The organism is Parabacteroides chongii (genome assembly GCF_029581355.1).
Taxonomy (GTDB): Bacteria; Bacteroidota; Bacteroidia; order Bacteroidales; family Tannerellaceae; genus Parabacteroides; species Parabacteroides chongii.
Map to the genome: position 1 here is coordinate 1,925,927 of NZ_CP120849.1, position 26,249 is coordinate 1,952,175.

Here is a 26,249-nt window from a genome sequence, read left to right on the forward strand (position 1 = left end):
ATGCACAACCCTGTTTTTTCAATTATAACAATCACTTACAACGCCTCCCGTTGGTTGGAACAGACTATTTTGAATATTCTGAGCCAGTCTTATTCCAATATTGAATATATCATCATAGATGGAGGCTCGACTGATGGAACGGTCGATATTATCGAGCGGTATGCTTCCGGTATTTCTTACTGGGTAAGTGAACCGGATAAAGGAATCTATGATGCGATGAACAAAGGACTCCAAAAAGTAACCGGTGATTATGTATGGTTTATTAATGCCGGTGATTCCTTATATACATCGGATACGGTTCAGCGGGTAGCGTCATTAATCCAAAAGAAAAAAGTTTTGCCGGATATTATTTATGGTGAAACCTCAATCATTGATGAGAATGGAAATTCTTTGGGAAGACGTAGATTGAAGGCTCCGGATAAATTGTCATGGAAAAGTTTCCGGATGGGGATGTTAGTTTGTCACCAGTCGTTTATAACAAAACGCACTATTGTTCCGTTATATGATTTAACATATCGTTATTCTGCTGATTTTGACTGGTGTATCCGTTGTATGAAGCAGGCAAATAAGATATATAATACGCGTATGACACTCTCTAACTTTCTGGAGGGAGGAGTTAGTACAACTCAACATAAAGCCTCTTTAAAAGAAAGATACGAGATCATGTGTAAGTATTATGGAACTGTATCGACATCCTTGTTACATGTATGGTTCGCCATACGGTTTTATACGGCGAAATGCCTGGGAAAGAAAGTTTAAAAGATAATCATAGAATAGTTATATATGCATAGTTTAATTAAAAATGTAGGTAAGCATGTAGCAGCCCTTGTCCTGTTTTTGGGGTTAGTAATGGCCTATTTCTCTCCCGCTGTGTTTGAAGGGAAAGTTATACGGCAAGGAGATAATATAAAAGCTGCCGGGCAGGGTGGTAGTCAGGTCGAAAAATATGCGAAGACAGCTGAGCCAGGTGAGTTTAGTATTTGGTCTGATGCGATGTTTTCCGGGATGCCTTACGGACCGGGATATGGTAATCCGGCTCCGGAGTTACCGTCTTACTCCGTAGTAGATAACTTGTTAAAAATGCCCGGTTATTTTCATGCCGCTATGGTCTTTACAGGACTGGTCTGTTTTTACCTGCTGATGTGCGTGATGGGGGTAAACTGGTGGTTGGCGATTGCCGGGGCTATAGCCTTTGCTTTTGCCTCTTATAATATCATTATTATTGAGGCCGGACATATTGTCAAGGCTTATGTAATAGCCTATATGCCGATTACGCTGGCAGGTATGTTCTTGTTGTTTAAGCGCAAATGGCTATGGGGAGCGGTGTTGTTCCTGCTGGGAGTTGCGTTCTCATTATCAAACGGGCATGTGCAGATCACTTATTACCTGGTATTACTCTGCCTGTTTATTTATATAGGATATACGGTAATGAAGATCAGAGAGAAAGCTTATGGAGAATGGATGAAGACATCTCTGATCATGGCGGGCTGTGTGATTCTGTCTGTTTTACCCAATGCCAAACATATGTATGCCAACTGGGATTTGGGAGAACATTCCATCCGTGGCGCTACCGAGTTGACACCTAAGGCTGATGAAAGCGGAAACGTAGAGAAGGTCTCTTCCGGTCTGGATAAAGATTATGCTTTCCAGTGGAGTTATGGCTGGAAAGAATTGTTGACAGTAATGGTTCCGGATGTATACGGAGGTGGTTCGGGAGGAACTTTGGACAGTTCATCCGAGTTGTATAAAGAACTGAAGAAGAATGGGGCACAAGTAGGAAAAGAAGTACAGACTTATACATACTGGGGCGATAAACCTTTCACTTCAGGGCCGGTTTACTTTGGAGCATTGGTTTGCTTCCTGTTTGTACTGGGTATGTTTGTGATTAAGAATCCGATGAAATGGTGGTTACTGGGCGGATCTGTCTTTCTGACATTCCTGGCACTGGGACGTAATTTCGATGCATTCAATGATTTCATGTTCCATTATCTGCCATTATACAATAAATTCCGTACGGTAGAGATGGCGCTGGTAATTCCTGGTCTGGTATTCCCGATTATAGGTATCTGGGGATTAAAGGAAATTTTGGCGGAAAAGGTGGAAGAAGCCCGTTTGAAAAAAGGTTTCTTTTGGTCTTTGGGACTGACCGGAGGTCTCTGTTTGATACTTTGGTTAATGCCGACGCTATTACTGAACTTCCAGTCTGCTTATGATGCACAGTTTCAGAATCAGGTACCGGAATGGTATTACACAGCTCTGTTGATGGACCGCGCATCTTTGGCTTCAGCCGATGCATTGCGCTCGTTGATCTTTATCCTCTTAGGGGCTGCACTCCTTGTTTGGTTCTGGAAATCCGGGAACAAGAAAACAACAGGCATGTTTGTGAGTGCAGGCATTGCGGTACTGATACTGGTCGATTTATGGACTGTAGACCATCGTTATCTGAATGATAGTAATTATGTCAAGGATAAACCGCAGGAGACCTATAAGGAGACAGTTGCGGATAAGGAGATATTGAAGGATACGGATGAATCTTTCCGTGTGTTCGGTTTGAATAATCCGTGGCAGGATACCAATGTCTCTTACTTCCATCATTCTATCGGAGGATATCATGCCGTTAAACTACGTAGATATCAGGAACTGATCGATCATCGTTTAGATCCTGAATATAGGAATATAGTTGGTGCTTTACAAAAAGCCCAGTCGGTAGATGATATTTATGCTGTGTTAGCAGCTTCTCCATCTCTGAACATGCTGAATACCCGCTATATCATCTATAATCCGGATCAGGCTCCGATCCGTAACCCGTATGCTTTTGGCAATGCCTGGTTTGTGGATAAGGTGGAAATTGTGGAGAATGCGGATGCTGAGATAGATGCGTTGAATACGATCAACCCGTTGGAAACGGCTGTTGTGGATAAACGTTTTGCGAAAGACCTGGAAGGTTTTACTCCTCAAAAAGATTCGACAGCTTCGATTGTATTGGAAAAATATCGTCCGAGCCGTTTGACCTATAAAACGAAAGCCGCTTCCGATCAGTTGGCTGTATTTTCCGAAGTCTATTACCAACCGGGTTGGAAAGCTTATGTGGATGGAAAAGAAGTTCCGCATTTCCGGGTCGATTGGATCTTGCGCGGAATGGTAGTTCCGGCAGGTGAACATACGGTTGTTTTCGAATTTTATCCGGACACCTATGTTTTGGCAGCCAATGTATCGGCTTATAGCTCATTCCTGATCCTGCTGTTGCTGTTGGCTGCTATAGGATGGTCGTATTGGACATACAGAAAAGAAAGTAAGACCAAGGAATAGAAGAAAAAAGCTAAATCATAAAAAAGCCGGGCTTACACTTCAATTTGAATCCCGGCTTTTTTTATTTATAAAAGTTCTTTTGGAATGCTGAGTATTTCTCTTTTTTCAATATCAACAGATTCCATACAGCTGCCAGGAAGCCACTGCCGTAACCGATGAGTTGTACAAAAGAGGCTATGATAGATAAGAATCCTATCTTGCAGTTTTTATTCTGGTAAGATGAATCCAGGAATATCAGCACGCAATAGATCAACAGAGGCAATAAACTCCATTTGCAGAAAAACGCTCCGATAAGAAAAAACAACGTTCCCAACGTGAAAACAGCAGGTAGTAGATGTACTATCTTCAAAGAATCCGGATACTTCTTGAATAAAGAGATACGTGCAATACCTGAATTATATACCTGACGGAAGAATTTCTTCCAGTCTGTCCGGCGCTTATGGAATACCCAGGCAGACGGGAACAGGCATACTTTATAACCGTTTTTGTAAAGACGTATACTAAAATCTATATCCTCTCCGAAGCGCATGGCAGAAAAGCCTTCTAATGCTTCATAAGCACTTCTCCGGATCCCCATGTTAAAACTGCGGGGATAAAACTTGTCCATTTTCTTTTTTCCGCCGCGAATACCTCCGGTGGTAAAGAAAGAGGTCATCGAATAATTGATGGCTTTCTGCACATCGGTAAAGCTGTCCGATGCTTTATCCGGACCGCCGAACGCATCGGCCCCGGTTTTCTGAAGTTCTTTATGTACAGCCTCGATATAAGCCGGTGGCAGAATACAATCGGAATCTAGAACGATCAGGTAATCGCTGTTGGCTTTGGTTGCACCGTGATTGCGGGCATTCCCCGGACCACCATTCGGGATAAAATAATAATATACAGCTAGCCTGTCCGCATACTTGTCTGTAATATGTTTACAGGTATCCTTTGAACCGTCTTCGACAATGATTACCTCGAAGTCTGTCCTTGTTTGTTTGGTAAGACTATCCAGTAACTCATCAACCTCGTTCGGACGGTTATATACGGGTATAATAAGTGATAATGTTGGGGACATATGTGTTCAGTTGACAGTTGACAGTTGACAGTTGACAGTTGACAGTTAGGTTTTATATTCGATACCTGATCGGCTGAAAGCCGAAATAACTGTCAACTGTCACTTGTCAACTGTCAATTGAATTAGTATCTGTAATGATCAGCCTTATACGGACCTTCTACCGGAACCCCGATATACTCGGCCTGTTTAGGACTCAGTTTAGACAGTTTCACGCCAATCCGTTCGAGATGCAGGCGGGCAACTTCTTCGTCCAGACGTTTCGGCAGGCGGTAAACACCTACTTCATAAGCCATCTGCCACAAATCCATCTGTGCCAGTACCTGATTGGTGAATGAGTTGCTCATCACGAATGACGGGTGGCCGGTTGCACAACCTAAGTTAACCAGACGGCCTTCTGCCAGCAGGAAGATAGAGTTTCCGGTCGGGAAAGTATATTTGTCGACCTGCGGCTTGATGTTGGTGTGCTGGATATTGGGGTAGTTTACCAGTTTTTCAACTTGTATTTCATTGTCGAAATGACCGATATTACAAACGATTGCCTGGTCTTTCATCTGTGTCATGTGCTCGATCGTGATGATGTCGCAGTTACCGGTTGTCGTAACGAAGATATTACCTTCTTTTACGGCATCTTCCATCGTTGTTACTTCGAAGCCTTCCATTGCAGCCTGCAAAGCACAGATCGGGTCGATTTCCGTCACCAGCACACGAGCTCCGTAAGAACGCATGGAATGGGCGCAACCTTTACCTACATCGCCATAGCCGGCAACGACAACGACTTTACCGGCTATCATTACGTCAGTAGCACGTTTGATGCCGTCAGCCAATGATTCGCGGCAACCGTACAAGTTGTCGAATTTGGATTTCGTTACCGAGTCGTTTACGTTGATGGCCGGAACCAGCAGTTCACCTTTTTCCATCATTTGATACAGGCGGTGTACACCGGTAGTTGTCTCTTCCGAAACACCTTTCATCTCGGCGATTGTACGATGCCAGCGCTGATTATCTTCTTCCAGGATACGGTGTAAAGTATCCAGAATTACCTGTTCCTCGTGATTACCGCCCTTACGATTGATCGTTTCGGCGTTATCTTCGGCACGGTATCCCATGTGAACCAGCAAAGAGGCATCTCCGCCATCGTCAACAATCATATGAGGACCTTTTCCGTCAGGAAAACGGAGTGCCATGTCAGTACACCACCAGTATTCCTCCAGCGTTTCACCTTTCCAGGCAAAAACGGGAACGCCATCGGCTGCGATAGCCGCTGCGGCATGGTCCTGTGTAGAGAAGATGTTACAGCTTGCCCAGCGTACATCTGCTCCCAACGCAACTAATGTTTCGATTAACACTGCAGTCTGAATGGTCATGTGCAGTGAGCCGGTGATACGGGCACCTTTCAGAGGTTTCTGATCGGCATATTTCTGGCGCAGAGCCATCAGTCCCGGCATTTCGTGTTCGGCGATCTCGATCTCTTTGCGACCGAAGTCAGCCAAACTCATATCCGCCACTTTATAAGGCAGATTAGTTGGAAATAATTGTGACATAAATAATACTTATTTTGAATGTGTGGCAAAGATAAGAAATTATTAGGTTGTTCAGATAATTCCCGGGGACAAACATAATCATCCCCTGGTGTCTTCAAAATTTCCTGCTTAGGAAACTACAGTTTCCAAGGCAGGAAACGCTAGTTCCCTCGGCAGGAAATTGCAGTTCCTCGCGCAGGAAACTGGAGTTTCCTAAGCACGGAATTACGAGGAAACTGTAATCGGTTGGTTGATAGGTCTATGTCTGTTTTTTATACCGGCGTAATACCTTGTTCGGCAAGTAACTTCAGACTCAGGTCTTTCAGTTTGAATTTTTGGATCTTGCCGCTACCTGTCATCGGGAATGTATCGATGAAGAAAATATATTTCGGTATCTTATGGCGAGCGATCTTGCCGCGGCAAAAGTCCTTTACTATATCTTCTGTCATTGTTACACCCTCGTGCAGGATGATGAAAGCGCCCACTTCCTCTCCGTACTTCTTGGACGGAACGGCGGCTACCTGTACGTCTTTCACACCTTCCAGGTGATACAGGAACTCTTCTATTTCGCGCGGATAAACGTTTTCTCCACCGCGGATAATCATATCCTTGATACGGCCGGTAATACGGTAATATCCGTTTTCATCTTTTATACCGAGGTCGCCGCTGTGAAGGAAACCGTCTTTATCGATTACTTCGGCTGTGGCGGCAGGGTTGTTGTAATAACCTTTCATGTTGTTGTAACCACGGTTACACATTTCCCCTTGTACGCCGACAGGACATTCTTCTCCGGTTTCCGGGTCGATAACGCGGACTTCCGTAAATTCGAAGTCACGTCCTACCGTGTTATGCCGTGCCTCTGCCGGATCGTCGATACGGGAGTGGGTCATGCCCGGAGATGTCTCCGTCAAGCCGTAGACACTGGTTACCTTCATATACATTTTCTCTTCCACCTGGCGCATCAGTTCGACCGGACAAAGTGAACCCGCCATAATACCGGTGCGGAGTGAGGTAAGGTCGAACATCGGGAACATCGGATGATTCAGTTCGGCAATGAACATGGTCGGTACGCCGTAAAGAGCCGTGCAACGTTCTTTGTGGATGGAAGCCAGCACGACCAGCGGGTCGAATTTCTCGACCATCACCTGTGTACAGCCGTGTGTCAGCACGTTCATGGAAGCCAACACCACGCCGAAGCAGTGGAAGAGGGGAACGCAGCAGCAGAGCTTGTCGTCGGCAGTAAATTTCATATGTTCGCCGGTCAACAAACCGTTGTTGGCAATGTTATAATGCGTCAGCATGACCCCTTTCGGGAAACCAGTCGTACCGGAGGTGTATTGCATGTTGACAACATCATGGCAGTTGACGAGCTTTTTAGCTTCCTCCAGTCTGTCATCGCTGATATTTTCACCCAGCAGCAATAACTCCGGTGTATTGTACATGCCGCGGTATTTCTCCTGGCCGATATAAACCACATTCTTCAGTCGCGGGAAACGCTTGCTTTTCAGGTATCCGCGTTGTGACTCCCTTAGCTCGGGAAGCATGGAGTACATCATATCTACATAACTTCCGTCGAATACGCCGTCGGTGATACACATCGTATGTATGTCGGCATTCTCAACGAGAAATTCCAGTTCGTTCTGCTTATAGTTTGTATTTACCGTAACGGCAACGGCGCCGATCTTGGCGGCTGCATAAAGGAATGTCAGCCAGTCGGGCACATTGGTCGCCCAGATACCTACGTGTGTACCATGTTCGATTCCGATGGACAACATACCTTTTGCCATCCGGTCTACGCGTTCGTTAAACTCTTTCCATGTGAAACGCAGGTCGCGATCGGAATAAACCACGTATTCCTTGTCCGGCGTAGTAGTGGCCCAATGTTCCAGCCATTGACCTAAAGTCTTATCCTGTAATTGTATTTCCATATCCTTCGGTCAATTAGTACGGGGTATAAACAACTCCAAGTATTTTAGCAGTGCTGTCGGCTGCAGCATGAACATGGTGTGCAACGATAGAATCATAATAGATGCTGTCGCCTTCTTCCAGTAAATAAGTATTCTTCCCGTAGTTTATTTCAACCACGCCCGCCAATACATAAATAAATTCTTCGCCTTCGTGTGTGGAAAGAACGAAATCAACGCCTTCTTCTGATGGAGAAACATCAATCAGGAACGGTTCCATATGTCGTCCGGACTTATCCTGTGACAGAGAGTGATATTCCATATGCTTGCGGTTTTCCATCGAGTTGTTGGTAAAGCCGATGCTGTTGGAGTCGTTGCTGTCTTTCTTACGGCAAATGACCGGACCCAGTTCTGACTGGTCGTCGAGGAATGTACCCAGGCGGACACCGAGTACCCGTGCTATTTTGATAAGTGGTGCCAGTGACGGAAAGTCTACATTACTTTCTATGCGTTCGATCTGTTCGATACCAAGGCCGGAACGTTCGGCTACTTCTTCAACGGACAGTTGTTTTGATTCACGGATACTTTTAATTTTGGCTCCGATGATTTTGTTGTTTCCCATAAGTATGTTTATTTTAGATTTTCTTTTAATTTGTAACTAAACGCCGCAAATTTACATTAATATTTTATTTTACCATGTAATTTGCTGAAAGAAAAAAAGGACAACCCTTGTTTGAGTTGCCCTTTTGTAACTTCCGGAGAAGTAGTTTCTTATTTTCTGATACCAAGCTCTTTGATGATAGCACGATATCTTTCGATATCAACTTTGATCAGATAGTCCAATAAACGACGACGTTTACCAACCAACATCTTCAATGCTCTTTCTGTACTGTAATCTTTGTGATTACTTTTCAGGTGCTCTGTCAAGTGTGCGATACGAACTGTGAACAAAGCGATCTGGCTTTCTGCCGAACCTGTGTCAGTAGCAGATTTACCATACTTTTCGAAAATTTCTTTTTTCTTTTCTGAATCTAAAAACATGATTCTTTTTACTTTAATAAATTGATACTATATTATCTAAGCGGATGCAAAGGTAGGCATTCCTTTGAGATATACAATACTTTTCATCTTATTTTTTGTATTTTGAGACATGAATGACATATATATATCGTAAAAATGTCGTATTTTTGCAGCCAATAAATTAGTCTTCGATGCAAAAACTCAGAAACATCGCGATTATCGCGCACGTAGACCACGGCAAAACGACGCTTGTGGATAAGATGTTATTAGCCGGTAAGCTTTTCCGTGAAGGACAGGCAGAACCGGATCAGTTCATGGACAACAATGATTTGGAACGTGAACGAGGAATTACGATTTTGGCCAAGAATGTCTCTATTAATTATAAAGATTACAAAATCAATATTATTGATACTCCGGGTCACGCTGACTTCGGAGGTGAAGTAGAGCGTGTATTGAACATGGCCGATGGTTGCTTGCTGCTGGTCGACGCGTTTGAAGGACCGATGCCTCAGACTCGCTTCGTATTACAAAAAGCCATTCAGCTGGGACTGAAACCGATTGTGGTTATCAATAAGGTAGACAAGCCGAACTGTCGTCCGTCGGAAGTGCAGGAAATGGTTTTCGAATTGATGTTCAGCCTGGATGCTACGGAAGAACAGTTGGACTTCCCGACAATCTATGGTTCTGCCAAGCAGGGATGGATGTCGACCGACTGGAAAGAGCCGAAAGAGGATATTCTGGCATTGCTGGATGCCATCATTGAATATATTCCGGAACCGAAAGTGCTGGAAGGAACTCCTCAGATGTTGATCACTTCACTGGATTATTCTAAATATGTCGGACGTATCGCTGTCGGACGTGTTCACCGGGGTGAGCTGAAAGAAGGACAGGACGTTATGCTGTGCAAGCGTGACGGATCGATGGTCAAATCCAAGATTAAGGAAGTCGATGTCTTTGAAGGTTTAGGCCGTACAAAAGTATCTTCTGTTCAATCAGGTGATATCTGTGCTTTGATCGGAATTGAAGGTTTTGAGATCGGTGAAACGATTGCCGATGTTAATGAACCGGAACCGCTGCCTACGATCGCTATTGATGAGCCTACCATGTCTATGCTCTTCACGATCAATAACTCTCCGTTCTTCGGTAAAGACGGTAAGTTCGTGACATCACGTCATATTTTCGAACGTTTGCAGAAAGAGTTGGACAAGAACCTGGCCTTGCGTGTGGTCCCGACAGACTCTGCCGATTCATGGCTGGTATATGGTCGTGGCGTACTTCATTTGTCCGTATTGATCGAAACAATGCGTCGTGAAGGTTACGAATTGCAGGTAGGACAGCCTCAGGTTATCATCAAAGAGATAGACGGCGTAAAATGTGAGCCGGTTGAACAGCTGACTATCAATCTCCCGGAAGAATCTTCCAGCCGTATCATTGATATGGTAACCAAGCGTAAGGGGGAAATGACGATGATGGAAAGTAAGAACGACCGTATGCATCTTGAATTTAATATTCCTTCACGTGGTATCATCGGTTTGAACAATGCTGTTCTGACTGCTTCTGCCGGTGAAGCAATCATGGCACATCGTTTCTTGGAATATCAGCCTTGGAAGGGTGATATCGAACGTCGTAACAATGGTTCTATCATTGCCATGGAAACAGGCACAGCGTTTGCTTATGCCTTGAATAACCTGCAGTCACGCGGACGTTTCTTCATCTCTCCGCAGGAAGAAGTTTATGCCGGTCAGGTCGTAGGTGAGCATACAAAAGAAGGTGACCTGGTTGTGAATGTTACGAAGTCGAAGAAGCTGACCAATATGCGTGCTTCGGGTTCTGATGATAAAGTATCATTGGCTCCTCCTTTGGTATTCAGCCTGGAAGATGCGCTGGAATATATCAAGGCAGACGAATATGTGGAGATCACTCCGAATTATATGCGTATGCGTAAGATCATTTTGGATGAAACAGAACGTAAACGTCAGGGTAGATAATAGTACATATATAATATGAGTAAAGCCGGATGCACTGTTGATGTGTATCCGGCTTTTATTTTATAATGTCGATGCGTAATTATAGATTTGCAGGACGTTTTCGATGTCGTTAAAGTCTATCTTGTTGTCATCTGCATATTTCTTCAGTTTCTCTTTTTGATCCGGGAATGCTTTGAGGAATTGTTTTTCATTAATGAAACGGTATTGTTTTCCTTTGCGCTCTATCCGGAAAATCTTGTCGATGCGGGTTAGGATCAGCTTTTCTGTTTCCAGTTTATGTGTAGTGCTTCCGGACTGGAATGTCGAATAAGTTTCGACTGCCGATGTTTCCGAGCGGCCTCCGTAGCCAACCCGTTTACCTTCCCATTTTAACGAGCCTCTGTATTGAACGAAGATAGGAGGATCTTTCTGAAGCACTTCCGTTGCACCGTCTTTGGTAGGAAGGAATGTCCTTTCTCCGATCTTGATGGTGGCTACCATTTCAGGTTCCGAGAACTCTTTGATTGCATTATCGTCATGTTGGTCGATGAACAGGAATTTCTTGATCAGCAAACTGTAGTTCAGGGGGACGGTGAATGTTCGTCCGTCCTTATAATACACATACCCGTTTTCAAAGCTTCGTAACAGAAACTGTGAACTGTCGACCGGGGCTTCCTGTGCCGTCCCATTGAATCCTGGCAGGTTTCCGATGCAGATAATCAGAAAAATAACAAGTCGCTTCATAATGCCTCAGATTAGTTAGTGCAAGATACAACTTTCTGATTAATAATAAAATATCCGGCGAGTTTTTTTTCTTGTTGGCAGTAAGGCAAGAAAAAAGGCCATCTCCGGAAGGAGACAGCCTTTTATATAGGATTGTGTAATATACTAATTACTTAACCAAGTTAGCGAATTCGCTGTTAGTTGCATATTTAGCAAATTCCAGGTCGATAGCAGCTTCTTTAGCCAGAGCTTTGTCTTTTGCGATAGCAGCTTTCAGGTTGCTTACAACGCCGTTTGCGTCGTTTGTACGAGCAGCAACAACAGCTTTCAGGTAAGAAGTAGTAGCATCAGGATTAGCAACAGCATTCAGAGTCTGAGATGCTTTGCTGTAATCTTTTACTAACAACTGAGCCAAAGCAGCGTTGTTTGTCTTAACAGAACCGAAAGAGTTAACAGCCTTAGCATATTCGCCTTGTTCCAGATAAAGAACACCCAGAGCTTCGCCTAATTCAGCTACACCTGCAGCGTTACCGAACAATTGCTGAGCTTTAGCCTGGTCACCCTTAGTCAGAGCGATAAGACCTAAGTTCATGTTAGCTTCGTTGTTAGCCTTAACAGAGTTAGATTTGTTGAACATCTGTTCAGCCTTAGCCAGGTCACCAGCCTTGAATGCCATCATACCGATGTTGTTCCAAGTGCGGTAGCAGTTAGGATACAGTTCAGAAGCTTTTGTATAGATAGCCATCTTTTCACCATCGTTGTTAGTCAGAGTAGCAGCATACAAAATTTCTTCGATGTTCAGTTCTGCAGGGTTGCTCTTAGCCAATGCGCTGATTTCGTCGTCAGACTTACCGATGATTTCGATGTTAGCAGTCAAACGAGAACGACGCAACTGAGGTAAGATAGTTTCTGCCAAATCAGAATATACAGCAGAGATGTTTTTGATTTCTTTTTCTCTTGTTTCAGGATCCTGGTACATAGAGATAACTCTTAATACGAGGTCTTTATCCTGCAGGTTAGAAGCAGATACCAATTCTTTGAAGCCTTCCCAGTCCTGAGCAGTGTAACGTGCATCAACCGGAGCATCAACTTTCATTTTCTTCAATTCTTTAGCCAGATATTTAGAAGTGTTACCTTCACGTCTTTCAGCCAAACCAGTGTTCAGTTTAACACCACCATCAGGAGATGCATAAGCAGAAATTTCGATTGCTACATTCTGGTTAGGAGCTTCGTCTGCATTTTTTACCAAGTCTTTCCAATCTTTGATAGATGTAGAGTTCAGTTCTTTTGAACGAAGTTCAGCCTGCTGGATCAAGAACATGATGTTTGCATCGTGAGCTTCTTTGATGATACGCTGGAATTTGTCAGCAGCGATAGCAGCAGTTGCAGTAGCAGCGTCAGCCAGTTCAGAAGTTGCGATTACTCCTTCACCGATCTTTACGTCCGGTAATTTAACTGTTTTGTTTTTGATTTTTGCATCGAAAGTCAGATACAATTCTGATTTTTTCATTTCAGGTTTGTAAGTGAAAGCAGATTTCATGGTTACGTTAGCACCTTCTTTCTGCGGGATAACCTGATTGTTACCTTTTACTTTCTCACCCTGATAAGTGTAAGATGTTCCCCATGCTTCACCACCGGCATAACGAAGAACCGGAGTTACTGTTACTGTAGCTTTTTTGTTGAACCATTTTGCAGGGAAAGTCGCGTTGATAGTCACGGGTACTTTGCCTCCGATAGCCTCAAGCGGCTGCGGCTCAGCTTTGATGTACTCTTCAGCTAGCGGTTTCAACTTGTTTGAACAAGAAGAAAGGGTTAAAATTGCTGCCATTACAAAGAATGACAATAAAAACTTTTTGTTCATAATTTGATGTAAGTTTAAAATGTTACTATGTTTATATATTCACTTTCAATTGTCCCTTAGCCATCAAAGTGCAAAACTAAAGCATTTTTTTGTTATGAATAGCAAAGATACGATAAAATCTTTCTAATTAATACTTATTAATGAATCCATGTCTCTTTTTTCCTTAAAAAGTACATAAGATACAGAATTTACGGACGTTTTAATAGCATTCGTCCGATTGTATTTTAGTTAAATTTTCGTGTTTCGTTTCTCTTTGTATGTCTTGTTATGCTTTGTTTGATGTACTCTTATTGTTTATTTTTGACTAAAATAAAATCTTTTGCGTAAAACTGTCCTTGTCGGAGGTGATCTGTACCAGATAAATGCCCGGCCCGGCACCTGTTACTACGATCGTATTTTCTCCGCTATGGACAATCCCGTTTTGTAACCTGGTCCCATTCATGGATATGATTGAATATCGGGCTTCTCGGATAGTGGCAGGTAACAGGATATGGACTGTTTTGGATGCTGCTTCCGTGAATATGCGGATGGGATTGTTGTTGTCGATGGATGTGTTGGCTGATGCCGTATTGTATTGGATGACAGGATCGATGAACAGGGACGTGCTCATTGGTGAAGCCGGATGGGCGGAAGCCTCTGTCCATTGGCCTTGATAGTTGATCCATGCCGTGTTTTTGCTTGTTTCCCCTTTCGGAAGGTTATAGGCAGAGAAAGAAGTGCCGGCGGTAGCTGTCCTGATCTTATAGCCGACAAAGAAACTGCCTGATACATCTACCGGTTCGGAAAAAGTGATAAACGATTCCTGATCACGACTCAATGGCTTGATGGAGTCGATAAAATCTATTTTGTTATTGGTGGTTACGAACGATGGTCTGAATGATTCGGTATGCAACAGTGTTTCCGGTTTGCCGGAGCCGCTGTAGACGGTGATCTCTACGTCTATTTCTTTATCTTGGGTGATGGCCGGATTCACGATATATGTGCCGTATACTTTTGCTTCTCCGGTTATTTTATAAGCCTCGGCAAACTCGTTCATATTCAGTGAATTGTTTCCGAATGCCGGACCGGTCCCGGGAGAGGGCAGAGGAGTGGCTTCTATTTTCTCCGCTTTTCCGCTTTCCTTTATGTTGCTCAGACGAATGCAGGGGGTTGCACTGTAAGGATCGAGACCTTTGCAGGTGCGTCCTGTGTTTGTTCCGGCGGGGTCGAGCCATGTTTTCAGTTGTTTGTCGGCATCGGTAGATGCTTCCCAGCTTTGGCTTAGGGCAAAATAGAAATCGTTATAAGGTGCCGGGCAGCTGGATTCGCCTCCCGACAATCCCCCGATAAGCTGGTTGTTGCTGTCAAACAGTCCGGAGCCGGAAGAACCGCCGGCTGTGCTGCCGCTTGTCCATTCTTTCACATGCCAGTGTCCGTTCTTTATAAAGTCCATTCCGGGATAGGTCGCCGATTCAACTAGCTTAGTCGTGTTGACCCGCTTTACGGAACCTCCCGGATGGTGTATTCCTGCGTAAGGGGCGGTTCCCTCGTCTTTTGCATTCCATCCGGCATAATAAGGTTGATAATAGGCCGGAGGTGTCTCTTTTAGTTCCAGCAATGCCATGTCTGTACTTTCATTGGTTGCCCTGAAACGGGCGGAAGCCATCGACATCTCTTCCGTTCCCCTCATGACCGGGTCGCAAAGAGGACTTTCGTAATTGAAGAATGTGACGATATTTCCGGCGATCGTTTCATAGTCCGGATTGGTAATTGTGAATTGATTGTTCAGGCAATGTGACGCTGTTAACAGATAGGGTTTACCATCATTTAATGTATTATTAATTAACGTACCCGAACAGGCATTTTCGCCATTGATGATGATCAGCACGACACTGCGGCCAATGTCATTATATTTGTCTGTAGTGTCCTGATAGCATACCAACGGCTTCATACACCAATGGTAGATGGTGCTGTGCCCTTTGGGTTCGTATCCTCTGAGATTGCGGTAGTCATGGTTTACTTCACCTACTTTCAGTCTGCCGTGGAACGGGACGTTGGCAGGTTCCTGGTATTCGATAATCAGTTCGTCACCCTGGACCGGCGAGACGGGAAGCTTGTTTAATTCGGAGTTATTCAAATGGTTAAATGCTCCCAGAATATGGGTCTGGTCCGGGTTGTAGAGGAATAGCTGGGCACCTTCCGGTATCTCGTATTCGGAGAATAAGACATTGATAGAGTAGGCTCCTTCCGACCGTATCCCCAGCCGCCATACGCGGGTACCGTCTGCTCCTGTGAACCAGTTACCCGAATTTTCCGGAGTAAAGTCTGTCATGAATTTATAAGCGAAATGGAATCCGCTGCGCAAGTCACTTTCATTCAGCGAGTCGATCCGTAATTGTTCGGCAACATCGAAAGGCGGCATTTCCTTGAATTGTGTTCCTGACCGGGTGTTGAGAGTCGACAACGGAAGAGGTTTGCCTCCGTGGCTGACCTGGCTTATCATGTGGTTGGCTGACAATAAACACAGGATGAAAAGGGTGACTAGCTTTTTCATATACCTGCAAATATATGTTTTTCTTTTAACAATTTAATTGTTTCCGGTGAACAAATTTGTGAAAGCACTCCCGTATTTCGTGATTTTTATCTAAGTTTGCCAAGCGAAAAGAATGATTCTGAATTTGTAAAACCAATATTACATAATTAAATAATAAAGATATGGCAACACCTCCTTTCAAGTATCAGGCACCGTTCCCACTCGGACCGGATACAACAGAGTATTATCTGCTTACAAAAGATTATGTATCGGTATCCGAATTTGAAGGACAGCCGATGCTGAAAATTGCAAAAGAAGGACTTACAGCGATGGCTAACGCTGCTTTCCGTGATGTGGCTTTCATGCTTCGTCCCGAGCACAACGAACAGGTAGCTAAGATCCTGAGCGATCCGGAAGCCAGCGACAACGATAAGTTCGTGGCATTGACTTTCCTGCGTAATGCGGAAGTATCTGCAAAAGGACAGCTTCCTTTCTGCCAGGATACCGGTACGGCTATTATCCACGGTGAAAAAGGCCAGCATGTATGGACTGGATATTGTGATGAAGAAGCGCTTTCTTTAGGTGTTTACAAAACTTATACGGAAGAAAACCTGCGTTATTCACAGAATGCTCCTTTAAATATGTACGACGAGGTAAATACGAAATGTAACTTACCTGCACAGATCGACATCGAAGCTACTGAAGGTATGGAATATAAATTCCTCTGTGTAGCTAAAGGCGGTGGTTCTGCCAACAAGACTTATCTGTTCCAGGAAACAAAAGCGATCCTGAACCCGGCTACCCTGGTTCCGTTCCTGGTAGAAAAAATGAAGACATTGGGTACGGCTGCTTGCCCTCCTTATCATATTGCGTTCGTTATCGGTGGTACTTCTGCTGAAAAGAACCTGTTGACAGTGAAGCTGGCTTCTACTCATTATTACGACAACTTGCCTACAAGCGGTAACGAAGGCGGACAGGCTTTCCGTGATATCGAATTGGAAAAACAGGTACTGGAAGCCGCTCACAACATCGGTTTGGGTGCCCAGTTCGGCGGTAAGTATTATGCGCACGACGTTCGTATCGTTCGTCTACCCCGCCACGGTGCTTCTTGCCCGGTAGGTATGGGTGTTTCCTGTTCTGCCGACCGTAACATCAAATGTAAGATCAATAAAGACGGTATCTGGATCGAAAAGATGGATTCAAATCCTGGCCGTCTGATCCCAGAGGAATTGCGTAAGGCCGGTGAAGGTAATGCTGTAAAGATCAATTTGAACCAGCCGATGGCTGATATCCTGAAAGAACTGACTAAATATCCGGTATCGACTCGCCTTTCTCTGAGCGGAACGATCGTGGTAGGTCGCGACATTGCGCACGCTAAACTGAAAGAACGTATTGATAAAGGGGAAGGTCTGCCTCAATACATCAAAGATCATCCTATTTATTATGCAGGTCCTGCCAAGACTCCGGCTGGAATGGCTTCCGGTTCTTTCGGCCCGACAACTGCCGGTCGTATGGACTCGTATGTCGACCTGTTCCAGGACAATGGCGGTAGCATGATCATGATTGCCAAGGGTAACCGTAGCCAGCAGGTTACAGATGCCTGTCAGAAGCATGGTGGTTTCTACCTCGGTAGTATCGGTGGTCCGGCTGCTATCCTTGCACAGGAAAGCATCAAGAAGGTAGAATGTCTGGAATATCCTGAACTGGGAATGGAAGCAATCTGGAAGATCGAAGTAGAAGACTTCCCTGCATTTATTCTGGTTGACGATAAAGGCAATGATTTCTTCAAACAGCTGAAGCCACGTTGCTCTTGCAGTAAATAAGACTAATTCATTATAAGAGGTGAAAGCTGCTCCATTCTGTGGGGCAGCTTTTTTTCATGCTGAAGAATTACCAGTGTCCTGTTTTCTTTCCCCTTGATAACGATAACAAAAAAAGAGCCATCCTGTCGCAGGATAGCTCTTTTATATATAATGTATAAGAAAGTCGTTTATTAATAACGATCGTTACGACGGTCTCCGCGATCTCCACGGTCACCACGATCCTGACGAGGACCACGGTCTCCGCGATCACCACGTTCCGGTCTCGGACCTCTTTCGGGTCTCGGCGGACGTTCTTCGTAACCTTCCGGTTTCGGCAGCAATACCTTGCGTGAAAGTTTGAACTTACCGGTCTTTGCATCGATGTCTACCAGTTTCACCTGAATAGTATCACCTTCTTTCAAACCAGCCTGTTCAACTGTTTCCAGACGAGCCCAGTCGATTTCAGAGATGTGCAGCAAACCGTCTTTGCCCGGCATAAATTCAACGAATGCACCGTAAGGCATGATAGAAGAGATCTTTCCTTCATATACTTCGCCGATTTCAGGAACGGCAACGATACCCTTGATCGCTCTGATAGCAGCATCGATCGTATCTTTGTTTGTTCCGGAGATTTCGATCTTACCAAAACCGTCCACTTCTTCGATTGTGATAACAGCACCTGTCTTTTCCTGGATACCCTGGATAATCTTTCCACCCGGGCCGATCACTGCGCCGATGAACTCTTTGCCGATCGTCATCGATTCGATGCGCGGAGCATGCGGTTTCAGTTCAGCACGTGTCTCCGGCTGAGCTTCCATGATCTTTCCTAAGATGTGCATACGGCCTTCTCTTGCCTGAGCCAGTGCGTTTTCAAGGATTTCGTATGACAAACCGTCAACCTTGATGTCCATCTGAGTGGCAGTGATACCGTCTGCTGTACCTGTTACTTTGAAGTCCATATCTCCCAGGTGGTCTTCGTCTCCCAGGATATCCGACAGGATAGCGTAGTTTTGACCTTTGTTCTCAGAGATAAGCCCCATTGCGATGCCTGATACCGGTTTCTTCATCGGAACGCCGGCATCTCTCAATGCCAGTGTACCGGCGCAAACAGTTGCCATAGAAGAAGAACCGTTTGATTCGAGGATATCGGAGATTACGCGTACAACGTAAGGATAATTATCCGGGATCATGCGCTTCAAAGCACGGTGAGCCAGGTTACCATGACCTACTTCGCGACGTCCTACACCACGTGATGCTTTTGCTTCACCGGTAGAGAACGGAGGGAAATTATAATGTAATAAGAAACGTTCCTTGCTGTGGTTCAGTACGTCGTCAATCATTTTCTCGTCGGCTTTGGTACCGAGTGTAACAGTTGTCAACGACTGAGTTTCACCACGTGTGAAGACTGCAGATCCGTGAGGTCCCGGAAGATAATCCGTTTCGATCCAAATCGGACGAATTTCTGTTGTCTTACGACCGTCCAGACGCTTTCCTTCGTCGAGGATAGCACGGCGCATGGCCTCTTTTTCTACATCGTGGTAGTAACGGCCGATCATTTCAGCCTTGGCTTCCAGCTCTTCTTCAGAGAAGTTAGCTTTATATTCTTCTACGATTGCCTGGAAAGCATCGAAGCGCTGGTGTTTGTCCGTACCGGATGTAGCAACAGCATATGCTTTTGCGAAACATTTATCATGTACATCTTTGCGCAGTTCTTCGTCATTTTCTTCGTGGCAGTATTCGCGTTTAACGAGTTTGCCGCAAGCTTCCGACAGTTCAAGCTGAGCCTGGCACTGTGCTTTGATAGCTTCGTGAGCCACTTTGATTGCTTCCAGCATTTCAGATTCCTGAACTTCTGCCATTTCACCTTCCACCATCATGATGTTGTCGATAGTAGCAGCAACCATCATGTCGATATCAGCTTTTTCCAATTCAGAGAATGTCGGGTTGATGATAAATTTACCGTCGACACGTGCTACGCGAACTTCAGAAATCGGTCCGTTGAAAGGTATATCGGATACTGCCAAAGCAGCAGATGCTGCTAAACCAGCCAGAGCATCCGGCATATCTTCGCCGTCAGCAGAGAATAATATAACGTTTACATATACTTCTGCGTGGTAATTGTCCGGGAATAACGGACGCAACGCGCGGTCTACGAGGCGCGATGTCAGGATTTCGTAATCCGAAGCCTTTCCTTCTCTTTTTGTAAAACCTCCGGGAAAACGGCCAAATGCGGAGTACTTTTCTTTGTATTCAACTTGCAGCGGCATGAAGTCAACACCGGGATTTGCATCTTTAGCGGCACAAACAGTAGCCAGCAACACTGTGTTGCCCATACGAACGGTAACCGCACCGTCCGCCTGTTTTGCCAACTTCCCGGTCTCGATGGTGATGGTTCTTCCATCAGCCAACTCGATCGTCTTGTTAATTGGATTAAGCATAATCTTCTTTCTTATTTTTCTATCTGTAAAAATTGGTGCAAATGTAATGAAAGTTTGCCTGTAAACACGTGAAAATGAAAATAAAAAACATCAGAAAAGCCCTTTTTTATAAAAATAAAGGGAAGATTTCACGAATAATAGTGCCACAATTGTAAAATAATGTATATTTGCATCGGAATTACGAACATTGTAAAGAAAAAATGATGAAACAAATATCTGCAAAGTCACAGTCCGTTATCGGAGTATGGTTACTGTTTGTTGTCGGGATATGTATATTGCTATTCACGGCCTGTAACAACACGTCCGATTTTACAGTGAAAGGAGTTGTATCCGGAGCTGATGGTCAGACCATGTATTTGGAAAACGTCGGCATATCGAATGTCGAACTGATAGATTCTGTTAAGCTCACGGCGGCAGGTAAGTTTAAATTTACGCATAAGCGTCCGGATTTTCCGGATTTCTATCGTCTGCGTCTGAACAATCAGAAGATTAATTTCTCGATCGATTCGGTGGAGACGATTACGATTGCAGCCGATGCCGGAACGTTCGCCACCTCTTATTCGGTGGAAGGTTCTGAAAACTGTAAGGCTATTAAGGCGATTACATTGGCGCAGCTGGATGCCAATCAGGCCATCGGTAAGTTACGTAAAGAATATGAAGATAAGCATATTGCAGATACGACATACCGTGCGAGAATTATAGAAACAGCTGAAGCTTACAAAGAGGTTGCCCGCAAATATATTTATTCGGCTCCGATGTCTACTGCTGCTTATTATGCTTTGTTTCAGCAAATCGACGGTCTGTTATTCTTTGATTTATACGATCGGAATGATGTGAAAGCTTATGGCGCGGTTGCTACCAGCTACGACCATTTTTATCCGGGCAGTCCGCGTTCAAAACATCTGTATAACCTGACGCTGCAGTCTATGAAGGTACTTCGTGCCCAGCGTCCGGTAAATTTGGATGATGTTAAAACGACTGAAATCAGTTTCTTGGATATCGAATTGCCGAATCTGAAAGGGGAGGTGGTTAAACTCTCTTCTGTTGCAGAAGGAAAGCCCGTGATCATTAATTTTACGGCTTACCAGGCAGAATGGTCTCCGGCACTGAATATGGCTTTGGGTGAAATCTATACAAAGTATCATGGTCAGGGACTGGATATCTATCAGGTCTCTTTGGATTCTGATGCCCATTTCTGGAAGAATGCCGCTTCAAATCTTCCCTGGGTGGCTGTGCGTGATCCGCAGTCGGTTTATTCTCAGATCGCAGGACTGTATAATGTAAAGCAACTGCCTGCTATCTTTATCCTGGATCGTAAAGGTAATTTGGTGAAACGGGTAGACGATGTGAAAAACCTGGAAGCGGATGTAAAAGCGGTACTTTAATGTAGTACGCTAGTAATCAGATTTATATGTTGTAAAGCACTTGCGACGGTTTGTGCATCTTGAAAAGATGTCTTATCTTTGCAATGTTTAAAATAGATAGAAAGAGGAGTTCCGGCCATGTTCTGGTCGGGATTCTTTTTTTATTATGTGGTATAAATATTAATTTAATAATCAATAATTAGGAGGATTTAGTATGGCTGTTAGTTATATGACAGAAGACGGCTACAACAAGATTTTAGCTGAAATCAACTATTTGGAAACCGTGAAGCGTCCTGAAATTTCTGCCCAGATTGCTGAAGCCAGGGATAAGGGTGACCTGTCTGAAAATGCAGAATATGATGCTGCCAAGGAAGCTCAGGGCATTATGGAAGCTAAGCTTGCCCAGTTGAAAGGGCTGATATCTAATGCACGTCTGATAGATGAATCACGTGTTCAGACTGACGAGGTTCAGATTCTGAACAAGGTGAAGATCAAGAACACAAAAAATAATGCTGTGATGACATATACGTTGGTTTCTGACTCTGAAGCAAATCTGAAAGAGGGTAAGATTGCTGTCAGCACTCCGATCGCCAAAGGGCTGATGGGAAAGAAAGTCGGTGACGTGGTGGAAATCAAAGTGCCGTCGGGTTTGATGACTTTTGAAGTGATGGAAATTTCAATTTAATACAATAAGATATGGCAACAATATTCAGTAGAATAGTGGCAGGAGAAATACCTTGCCATAAGGTTGCGGAAGACGAAGAATTCTTTGCCTTCCTGGATATTAATCCGGTAGCGAAAGGGCATACTTTGGTTATTCCAAAGCAGGAAACAGACTATCTTTTTGATTTGGAAGACGCATTGTTAGGGCGAATGATGGCTTTTGCCAAGCGTGTGGCACGTGCTCAGGAAGCTGCTATTCCCTGTAAGCGTATAGGCATGGCAGTGATGGGACTGGAAGTACCTCATGCACATATCCATTTAATCCCTATAACCAAGGAGTCGGATATGTATTTCGGAGGCGATAAAATGACAATAACCCAGGAGGAGTTGGCAGAGGTTGCTGCCTTGATAAGAAAAGCGTACAAATAATTGACGAAAGTCTTTTTTTATTAAAAATAATACCTATATTTGTAACCACTATTACTGCGAGTTTTAAAACGGCAGTGATAGTGGTTTTTTAAATGATTCATTAGTGGTTTTTACTCATAAATTTGTTAACCTTAGAAGAAAGGCCCTCCTGAGACAGGACGGCCTTCTTTTTTAAACACACAAATTATAAACCTATTTCTTATCCAGTCTTTTATATATGTATTGAGTAGTTGTTATGCCAAAGGTATGGACTAAGTGCCGGCAACCCTACGTTTACAAAATAGATAATGCATCCTGCCACTGCGATTAGCCATAAAACCAACAATGTCCATTTAGCTGGTGTGGGTAATGGTTTTAAATTGAATAATTGTCCGCATACAGCGTAAAGTAATGCGATTGCAGGAATGCCGATTAATAAAATGACACCGATACAGCCGATCACAGCCATGTAAACGGGAACTCCGCTATACAGGTCCCATCCGAATGGCGAAAGCTGGTACAACATGCTTGCTCCGCCTCCGACTAAAGCTACAGTCACAATGAACAATACGAAAACGATAAGCAAAAGCGGAGGGAGCAGGATGATTCCGGCTAAGACAGCCCCAAATTTTAGCAGGAAGCCGAATACTGTTACAAACAGATCAGCCAGTTTCTGAAAAAAACTTCTGGGTTTGTCGGAACTGATATAGTCGTTCACATTATGGGATACCTTCTCGAAGCCGTCTGTAACGGTTTGTCCGATTGTCTCAAGTGTAACGCTTTTCCCTCGCATGATCAAGCGGTCGGCAGCCGTTCTTGCTACCGGCATAACCATCCATAAAATGATATATAATAAAGCCATCCAGTGTACGACTGGGATAAACAGCAGTAAAATCATGGCTAATCTGACGGCTGTTGCGTCCCAGCCCATATAAGCGGCAATACCTGCGGCAACGCCTCCGATCACACGGTTGTCCGGATCACGCATCAGTTTCTTCTTGCCTGTGGTAACCTGTTCCTGGAAAACACGTTTTTTAGCGTTCTCTTTTTCCTCTTCCGTCTCTTCTTCCTCGAAAATCTCCTCCGGTTTGCCCATGCGGTTGATCACTTCTTCCACATGTTCGATCGTGATCACTTCGTGTCCTAGACGAATTCTTTCACCGAACAATTCGGAAATACGCATTTCAAAATCATTCATGATCTCTTCCGATCCTTCCTCTTTACGGAAATGTATGCGTAAATTAGAAAGATATTTATCCAGCAGCTGGTATGCATCTTCGTCAATGTGGAAAACTGTTCCTCCCAAATTAACTGTAAGCGTCTTCTTCATTGTCTTCTAATTTTAATTGTTTCTAATGTGGTTTATTGTATCATTTAGTTCCTGCCAGGAGTTTTCCAGTTCTCCGAGGAATTCTTCGCCCTTCGGAGTGAGTTGGTAATACTTGCGGGGCGGGCCCTGAGTCGATTCTATCCACTGATAACTTAACAGTTCACTGTTCTTTAACCGGGTTAAGAGAGGGTATAGCGTACCTTCTACTACAATCAGTTTAGCTTCCTGTAACTTCTGAATAATGTCAGAGGTGTAAGCCGGTTCTTTCTTGAGAAGTAAGAGGATGCAGTATTCCAGCGTCCCCTTTCTCATCTGTGATTTTACGTTCTCTGCATTCATCTTTTATAGTTTTATGATGCAAATATATGTATTGCCTGTGTACTATGCAATACATGCTACTATGTTTATCCTATTTTAACATCTTTCGGATGTATGCCGGACTGCATTCCCATATCCACTTTTTGCACAAAAAGTGCGATTGTGTGTAAAAAAAGAAAGGAATGTGTTGCTATTCAGTAGGAAAGCCGTACTTTTGTTGTATCAATTCAAAACGAAGAATTATGGTATATTACCACTATGCCGAGTTAATTCACCGGCAGGCTGAAAAGTATGGCTCACGTACAGCTTTGAAATACCGCGATGACGAAAGCGGGAAATGGTTAAAGATCTCATGGAGAGAGTTCTCTGAGAAGGTAATGCTTACTGCTAAAGCAATGGCTGAGTTTGGAATAGAAGTACAGGAGAAGATCGGTATCTATTCTCAGAATATGCCTCAGTGTTTATTTACTGATTTCGGGGCTTATGGAAACCGGGTGATATCGATCCCGATGTATGCTACGAATTCTCCGGCACAGATAGAGTATATCATTAATGATGCGGAGATCCACACCTTATTTGTCGGCGAACAGCTTCAGTACAACAATGCTTTTAAAGTGCAGAAAGAGTCGACTGTATTAAAACGGTTGGTTGTTTTTGATCCTGCCGTTAAACTGAATCCGGACGATAAGACTTCCATCTATTTTGATGATTTCCTGCGCCTGGGCGATAATGCACATGCGGAAACGACTGTAAAGATCCGTACCAATGAGGCGAATCCCGAGGATATTGCTACTATAATGTATACATCCGGTACGACCGGTGAATCGAAAGGGGTAATTCTTCACCATTTTAATTACCTGGAGGCAATGCGTATCCATGATATCCGTTTGCCGATGGTGAATGATAAAGACCTGTCGATGTGTTTTCTTCCTTTGACTCACATTTTTGAGAAGGCATGGACTTATTATTGCCTTCATAAAGGAGTGAAGATCGCTATCAACCAGGACCCGAAGATGATACAAAAGACATTGCCGGAGGTTCATCCGACTTTGATGTGTAATGTGCCGCGTTTTTGGGAGAAGGTCTATGTCGGAGTTCATGAGAAGATAAACTCTTCGTCGCCTTTCCTGAAGAAAGTATTCCTGAATGCGATAGAAACAGGACGTTTATATAATCTGGAGTACAAGAACAAAGGTATCAAGGCTCCATTCTGTCTGAAAACCAAATTTGAATTTTATGATAAAACGGTATTTACGCTTCTGAAAAAGGTGCTGGGTATCGAAAGAGGCCGTTTATTCCCGGTTGCAGGTGCGCCGTTATCCGATACGGTCAATGAGTTTTTGCAATCTGTCAATATTCCTATCGTATATGGATATGGTCTGAGTGAAACGACGGCTACCGTTTGTTTCTATCCGGAAATAGGTTTCCAGTTCGGTTCCATCGGTGAGACGATGCCGGGTGTCGAAGTGAAGATCGATGAAAGTAACGGGGAGATCCTCGTGAAAGGAAAGACTGTCACCACCGGTTACTATAACAAGCCGGAAGAAAATGCCCGTTCCTTTACGGCAGACGGTTTTTTCCGCACAGGAGATGCCGGACGTTTGGAAGGAAATGTATTATTCTTTACGGAGCGTATCAAGGATTTATATAAGACTTCGAATGGGAAATATATAGCTCCGCAAGCGATCGAGATGGAAATGAGCAGTGATAAATATATCGAACAGATTGCCGTTATCGGTGACCAGCGCAAGTTTGTCAGTGCCTTGATCGTTCCGTCTTATCCGCTTTTGGAAGTGTATGCAGAGAAAAAGGGTATTTCCTATAATAGCCGCGAGGAGCTCGTTGCCAATCATGAAATAATCCGTCTGATAGAATCGCATATCGAAGAACATCAGAAAAATCTGGCTTCATATGAAAAGATCAAACGGTTCACTTTGCTTCCCCAACCGTTTACGATGGAGGGACGTGAGCTGACAGACACATTGAAGTTGCGTCGTCCGGTCGTTTTGCAGAAATATGCAAATGAGATTGAAGCGATGTATGCTGAGTGAGC

At 44.1% G+C, this 26,249-nt stretch carries 19 protein-coding genes; 8 read left to right on the plus strand and 11 right to left on the minus strand.

Going from position 1 to position 26,249, the window contains the following annotated elements:
* Positions 1-759, plus strand: coding sequence for a glycosyltransferase family 2 protein (locus P3L47_RS07305; RefSeq protein WP_122361753.1), 759 nt, complete (start codon positions 1-3; stop codon positions 757-759).
* Positions 760-783: 24 nt separating this feature from the next.
* A complete protein-coding gene (locus P3L47_RS07310; RefSeq protein ID WP_277783178.1) occupies positions 784-3,309 on the plus strand; it encodes a YfhO family protein in 2,526 nt (841 codons plus the stop codon).
* Between the two features lie 61 nt (positions 3,310-3,370).
* On the opposite strand, the gene P3L47_RS07315 is transcribed toward P3L47_RS07310, so the two are convergent.
* The 5 genes from P3L47_RS07315 to rpsO form a co-directional block, all read right to left on the minus strand.
* On the minus strand, positions 3,371-4,366 hold the full coding sequence (locus P3L47_RS07315) for a glycosyltransferase family 2 protein (protein ID WP_277783179.1): 996 nt from the start codon (positions 4,364-4,366) through the stop codon (positions 3,371-3,373).
* A 122-nt stretch (positions 4,367-4,488) separates the two neighbouring features.
* Entirely contained in the window at positions 4,489-5,907 is a 1,419-nt protein-coding gene (gene ahcY, locus P3L47_RS07320; protein WP_122361750.1) for an adenosylhomocysteinase, read from the minus strand.
* Positions 5,908-6,158: 251 nt separating this feature from the next.
* Positions 6,159-7,814: an AMP-binding protein gene (locus P3L47_RS07325; protein ID WP_122361749.1), complete on the minus strand. Its 1,656-nt coding sequence runs from the start codon at positions 7,812-7,814 to the stop codon at positions 6,159-6,161.
* Between the two features lie 13 nt (positions 7,815-7,827).
* The gene (locus P3L47_RS07330; RefSeq protein WP_277783180.1) at positions 7,828-8,412 is read right to left on the minus strand and encodes a helix-turn-helix domain-containing protein; all 585 of its coding nucleotides are present in this window, start codon (positions 8,410-8,412) and stop codon (positions 7,828-7,830) included.
* A gap of 149 nt (positions 8,413-8,561) precedes the next feature.
* Positions 8,562-8,831 (minus strand): 30S ribosomal protein S15, encoded by a 270-nt coding sequence (rpsO, locus tag P3L47_RS07335; RefSeq protein ID WP_122361747.1) that lies wholly within the window; start codon positions 8,829-8,831, stop codon positions 8,562-8,564.
* Positions 8,832-9,001: 170 nt separating this feature from the next.
* On the opposite strand from rpsO, the gene typA reads away from it, so the two are divergent.
* Entirely contained in the window at positions 9,002-10,798 is a 1,797-nt protein-coding gene (gene typA / locus P3L47_RS07340) for a translational GTPase TypA (RefSeq protein WP_122361746.1), read from the plus strand.
* Between the two features lie 60 nt (positions 10,799-10,858).
* Here typA and P3L47_RS07345 read toward each other — a convergent pair whose 3' ends face one another.
* The 3 genes from P3L47_RS07345 to P3L47_RS07355 form a co-directional block, all read right to left on the minus strand.
* The gene (locus tag P3L47_RS07345) at positions 10,859-11,521 is read right to left on the minus strand and encodes a hypothetical protein (RefSeq protein ID WP_122361745.1); all 663 of its coding nucleotides are present in this window, start codon (positions 11,519-11,521) and stop codon (positions 10,859-10,861) included.
* A gap of 148 nt (positions 11,522-11,669) precedes the next feature.
* Positions 11,670-13,361, minus strand: coding sequence for a tetratricopeptide repeat protein (locus tag P3L47_RS07350; protein WP_277783181.1), 1,692 nt, complete (start codon positions 13,359-13,361; stop codon positions 11,670-11,672).
* 304 nt (positions 13,362-13,665) lie between these two features.
* Positions 13,666-15,894, minus strand: coding sequence for a trypsin-like peptidase domain-containing protein (locus P3L47_RS07355; protein ID WP_277783182.1), 2,229 nt, complete (start codon positions 15,892-15,894; stop codon positions 13,666-13,668).
* A 161-nt stretch (positions 15,895-16,055) separates the two neighbouring features.
* On the opposite strand from P3L47_RS07355, the gene P3L47_RS07360 reads away from it, so the two are divergent.
* Complete coding sequence (locus P3L47_RS07360; protein WP_075559886.1) at positions 16,056-17,696, plus strand: fumarate hydratase; 1,641 nt, start codon at positions 16,056-16,058, stop codon at positions 17,694-17,696.
* A 170-nt stretch (positions 17,697-17,866) separates the two neighbouring features.
* Here the strand turns inward: P3L47_RS07360 and pnp are convergent, their stop codons facing one another.
* Positions 17,867-20,113 carry a polyribonucleotide nucleotidyltransferase gene (gene pnp, locus P3L47_RS07365; RefSeq protein ID WP_277783183.1) on the minus strand — a complete coding sequence of 749 codons (2,247 nt, stop codon included), beginning with the start codon at positions 20,111-20,113 and terminating at the stop codon, positions 17,867-17,869.
* A 203-nt stretch (positions 20,114-20,316) separates the two neighbouring features.
* Between pnp and P3L47_RS07370 the strand changes: the two genes are divergently transcribed.
* From P3L47_RS07370 to P3L47_RS07380, 3 genes are all read left to right on the plus strand, one after another.
* The gene (locus P3L47_RS07370) at positions 20,317-21,498 is read left to right on the plus strand and encodes a redoxin domain-containing protein (protein ID WP_410510721.1); all 1,182 of its coding nucleotides are present in this window, start codon (positions 20,317-20,319) and stop codon (positions 21,496-21,498) included.
* A 193-nt stretch (positions 21,499-21,691) separates the two neighbouring features.
* Positions 21,692-22,162, plus strand: coding sequence for a transcription elongation factor GreA (gene greA / locus P3L47_RS07375; protein WP_122361740.1), 471 nt, complete (start codon positions 21,692-21,694; stop codon positions 22,160-22,162).
* 11 nt (positions 22,163-22,173) lie between these two features.
* Positions 22,174-22,569: an HIT family protein gene (locus tag P3L47_RS07380; protein WP_122361739.1), complete on the plus strand. Its 396-nt coding sequence runs from the start codon at positions 22,174-22,176 to the stop codon at positions 22,567-22,569.
* Positions 22,570-22,780: 211 nt separating this feature from the next.
* Here the strand turns inward: P3L47_RS07380 and P3L47_RS07385 are convergent, their stop codons facing one another.
* Positions 22,781-23,878: a PspC domain-containing protein gene (locus P3L47_RS07385; RefSeq protein ID WP_122361738.1), complete on the minus strand. Its 1,098-nt coding sequence runs from the start codon at positions 23,876-23,878 to the stop codon at positions 22,781-22,783.
* 12 nt (positions 23,879-23,890) lie between these two features.
* Positions 23,891-24,217, minus strand: coding sequence for a PadR family transcriptional regulator (locus P3L47_RS07390; RefSeq protein ID WP_122356051.1), 327 nt, complete (start codon positions 24,215-24,217; stop codon positions 23,891-23,893).
* Positions 24,218-24,438: 221 nt separating this feature from the next.
* Here P3L47_RS07390 and P3L47_RS07395 point away from each other — a divergent pair, with 221 nt between their 5' ends.
* Positions 24,439-26,247 carry an AMP-dependent synthetase/ligase gene (locus P3L47_RS07395; protein WP_277783184.1) on the plus strand — a complete coding sequence of 603 codons (1,809 nt, stop codon included), beginning with the start codon at positions 24,439-24,441 and terminating at the stop codon, positions 26,245-26,247.
* The last annotated feature ends 2 nt before the right edge of the window (positions 26,248-26,249 follow it).